The sequence below is a fragment of the Kribbella sp. NPDC056345 genome, assembly GCF_042262745.1.
Lineage (GTDB): Bacteria > Actinomycetota > Actinomycetes > Propionibacteriales > Kribbellaceae > Kribbella.
The window spans coordinates 1-3382 of the sequence record NZ_JBHJQQ010000037.1 but is presented as its reverse complement, the minus strand read 5'-3'; the positions used below and the strand labels follow the sequence as shown (position 1 = coordinate 3382).

The 3382-nt window shown below is 72.1% G+C and carries 4 protein-coding genes; all 4 read right to left on the bottom strand.

Going from position 1 to position 3382, the window contains the following annotated elements:
* Nucleotides 1-1652 (bottom strand): hypothetical protein (locus ACFCV3_RS42630; RefSeq protein ID WP_376041177.1); only part of this gene is annotated, 1652 nt, incomplete at its 3' end.
* Between the two features lie 369 nt (nucleotides 1653-2021).
* Nucleotides 2022-2243 (bottom strand): hypothetical protein, encoded by a 222-nt coding sequence (locus tag ACFCV3_RS42625; protein ID WP_376041175.1) that lies wholly within the window; start codon nucleotides 2241-2243, stop codon nucleotides 2022-2024.
* A complete protein-coding gene (locus tag ACFCV3_RS42620) occupies nucleotides 2243-2470 on the bottom strand; it encodes a hypothetical protein (protein ID WP_376041173.1) in 228 nt (75 codons plus the stop codon). Before ACFCV3_RS42620 ends, ACFCV3_RS42625 begins: the two co-directional genes overlap by 1 nt.
* Before the next feature lie 125 nt (nucleotides 2471-2595).
* Nucleotides 2596-3382, bottom strand: a 787-nt coding sequence (locus tag ACFCV3_RS42615) for a DUF2637 domain-containing protein (RefSeq protein ID WP_376041170.1), incomplete at its 5' end; no start/stop codon positions are given.

Here is a 3382-nt window from a genome sequence, read left to right as displayed (position 1 = left end):
GGCTCGGCCGGACCGAGATGGACATCCTGGCGGCTGTCGACCAGTACGACGTCGATGTCGTCGCGGTGGCCGGTGCCGCCGCACGGCTCGCACGGCACCAGGCCGTGCCCGGCCTCGGCCAGCCGGTCCCACTCCGCCCTCTCGGCCGCCCGCTGCCGGGCCTTGGCGGCCATCACCTCCGCCAGGGACTCCACCCACTCCGCGGCTCCGGCCTCGTCCACGACCCGCGCGTGGTCCGCCCGGCCACCCGCGTCGGCCACCAGGCCGGCCACCTCTGCCTCGAGGCTGGCGGCCACCAGCTCGGCCACGGCGAAGTCGCTCCCAGCCTCGGCCACCTGGCCGTGCGCCTCCGAGGTCAGGACCACACCGCCGAGCAGGCGGCGGTGCATCTCTTGGTAGCGGTACGCCTCCAGCTCGCCCGCCAGGTCGGTGTGCCGGGCGAGGCCCCGGGTCATCTCGAACGCCCGCCGGCCCCGGGTCGCGGCCTCGTACTCCAGCGACCACGCACGGCACTGCTCGGCCGTCCCGTACCCCGGGGCGTCGGCCTCGGCCAGGCCGTCGCGCTCGATCGCCCACAGCCGGTCAAGGAACTGAAAGGCGGTCATCGACCGGGTGCCCTTGGCGCCCTTGGCCGTCGAGTGGGCGACTTCGGCCGCCGCGCCCTTGGCCGCGTCCACGTCGGCCTGGACCGACTTGGCCGTCTCCCCGCCCACCTTGGTCAGGTACTCGATCAGCGCCTTGTCATCGGGCGACCGGATCACGTCGATGCGCACACCGTGGCCCTTGCCGCCGCACTTGCAGTTGGCCCGCTCACACTCGGTCGACGTCTCGTACGTCGGGTCGATCGACCGCAGAGCCCCCGCCCAGAAGCCGTGCATCCACTCCTCGAACGCCTCCAGGTCCTCGGCGGGCGGCTCGAACGTGCAGCTCCGGCCCTCGCCCGGCTCGAAGTACCCGTTGCCGTCCTCATCCGTGTAGATCAGCTGGCCGTTGGCCGGGGTGCCCTCCAACTGGCCACCGAGGAACACCAGCAGGTTCAGGTGCGGGTGCCACCCGCCCGCCTGCGAGCGGGTGATCTCCGGGTTACGCGCCATGCCGATGTAGCCGACCGCCGGGGCCACGTGGCGCCGGAAGCTCTGCGATGTCAGGAGCCGCTGGTAGGCGCCCGGGACCCTCGGCGTGACCTCCCCCGTCGTCTCGTCCACGCGCTGCCGCGTCCCCCACAGGGCACAGACCAGGTCGTCCAGTGCGTCCGCACGGGTGTGCCGGGTGGTCAGCACCACGGCCGCCAGAGTCCCCCCACGGGCCAGCCACCGCAGAGCGGCCGTGGTCAGCTCGTGGGTGTCCTCGGCGCGCTTGGCGCTCTCGCACACCGCGCACGCCCAGATCGACTCGCAGAGCTGGACCCCGCGGCCGGACGCCTTCCCGTCCTCGGTGCGGGCCGTCAGCGTGCCCAGCTCCGGCGCCACGGCGCGGCGCGCGCACTTCCGGCACCGGTCGATCGCGGTGATCTCCTGCATGATCCGGCGGCGCCGCCACCGCCGCAGAGCCGGGGTGACGACCGTGACCGGACCCCCCTCGGTGGCCCCATCGACCGCACCGCTCTGACCTGCGGTTTCGGCGATCTGACAACTCTGTTCGTCAGTTACCAAGAAGCGGACACCTCGGGAGGTGTCTTTCTGCAGGTCAGACCCCGTTTTCGGGGGTCGAACCGCGTCCGCCTCGGAAGCGCGCTTCCGGCAGTTCGGGGAGCAGTACGTTTGGCCCGGTGTGCGGGGGTTTGGGGTGAACTTCTTCGAGCAGCCGCTACGGCGGCATGTGCGGCGGGCGGGCCGCTGTGGCGAAGGAGGCGCTTCGCTCCGTACTCTGGTCACAGCAACGTTTCCGTTCGGTGGTTTGGCACCTGCGGAGGCGGGCGGCCCGGGAGGTGAGATGCCCGGGCCGTTGCCATTTCTGAGGGGTGATCATCCCTTACGAGCGAGACGCCCCGCCGGATCACCGGCGGGGCATCGTCGTGTCGGTCAGATCGTGGTGATTCCTCCCTCGTCCCCGGCGGGGCGGGGCTGGACGCTGATGCGGACCGTGCCATCGAGGCGGGGCTCCATCGCCACGGCGTGGAACGCGCCGTCCAGGCCGCCGAGCGCGTCCTTCTGGAAAGCGCCGGCGGGCAGGTCGAGCGAGCCGCCGTGGTGCATGAGGATCGCGATCAGCATCGCGTGAGACATGTCGGCCGGGGTCGCCATCACGCCTCCTCGCGGGCCGAGCGGATGACCATCAGGGCCGCCTGCGGGAGGTCGGCCACGGCGTCGAAGTGCGCGAGGGTGACGCCGTGGCTGCGAGCGGCCTCCAGCAGGTCCCGCAGGAGAGCGGCTGCGTCTGCCTTCTCGGCCGGGGTGGCGGCCGGTCCGCCGAGCCGCGCGGCGGACGCGGTGATACGGGCGGGCACATCGTCAAGCTGGGTCTCGTGCATGGTTCCTCCTGGTGGTGGCGGCGCCCCGCCGGGTGAGGGTGGATCAGGCGGACGTGAGTCAGTCTGACACAATGTGTCAGCCTGCGCAAGAGGGTCAGGGGAGGTGTCCCCTGACCCTCTCTCGGTCACGCGGCGGCCGGGACCTCAATCTCGGTCTGACCCTCGATGTGGTCGTCGTCGTGTCGCGGGTGGACGGGGGCGTTCTCGGTGTCGAGGCGTGCGTACACCCGCTGCACCTGCGAGGGGGCGCGGGTGGACACCCGGGCCGCCTCACGGACGCTCAGGCCGTCCCGCCATGCCTGCTCGATCGCGGCGCGGGCTTCCTCGGTGCTCAGCTTCGGGCGGGGGGGGACAGGCGGGATTTCGAGGTGTGCCCCGCAGATGACCTGCGGCGATGCGGTGGCCGGCACAGGCTCCGGCAGGGGGGTGGGGGACACCGGGGCGTCCACTGTGGACACCTCGGTGTCCCTGCCCGGCTCGACGGCGGGTGCGGCGTCGTCCACGAGGCCGTGGACCTGCCTCATGAGGAGCCCGAAAGCCAGCAGTGCGGCAGTGGGGGGGACAGCGGCGGTCACGTAGTCGAGGAAGGGCACGTGCTGACCGTCCCTCGCTCCGGCCACTCCGGCGACGTTGAGGACGATCGAGCCGATCGACCCGGCCGCCGTGGCGGTGATCGCCCACCAGTCGGTGCGGCCCTGGAGACCGGCCCGCAGCATGAGCAGTTCGCCGCCGACGATGAAGGCGTCGAGGGTCGCGGGCCATGCCCACTGGCGGATCGGGGAGCCTGCCAGGCCGTGCTGGCCGGCCACCTCGGCGAGGTGTGCGTAACTGAGCCAGAAGGCAAGGGCGGTCAGGGTCACGATCACGAGCCCGGCCGCGATCAGCGCGGCCCTCTCCATCGTCTGCTTGCTC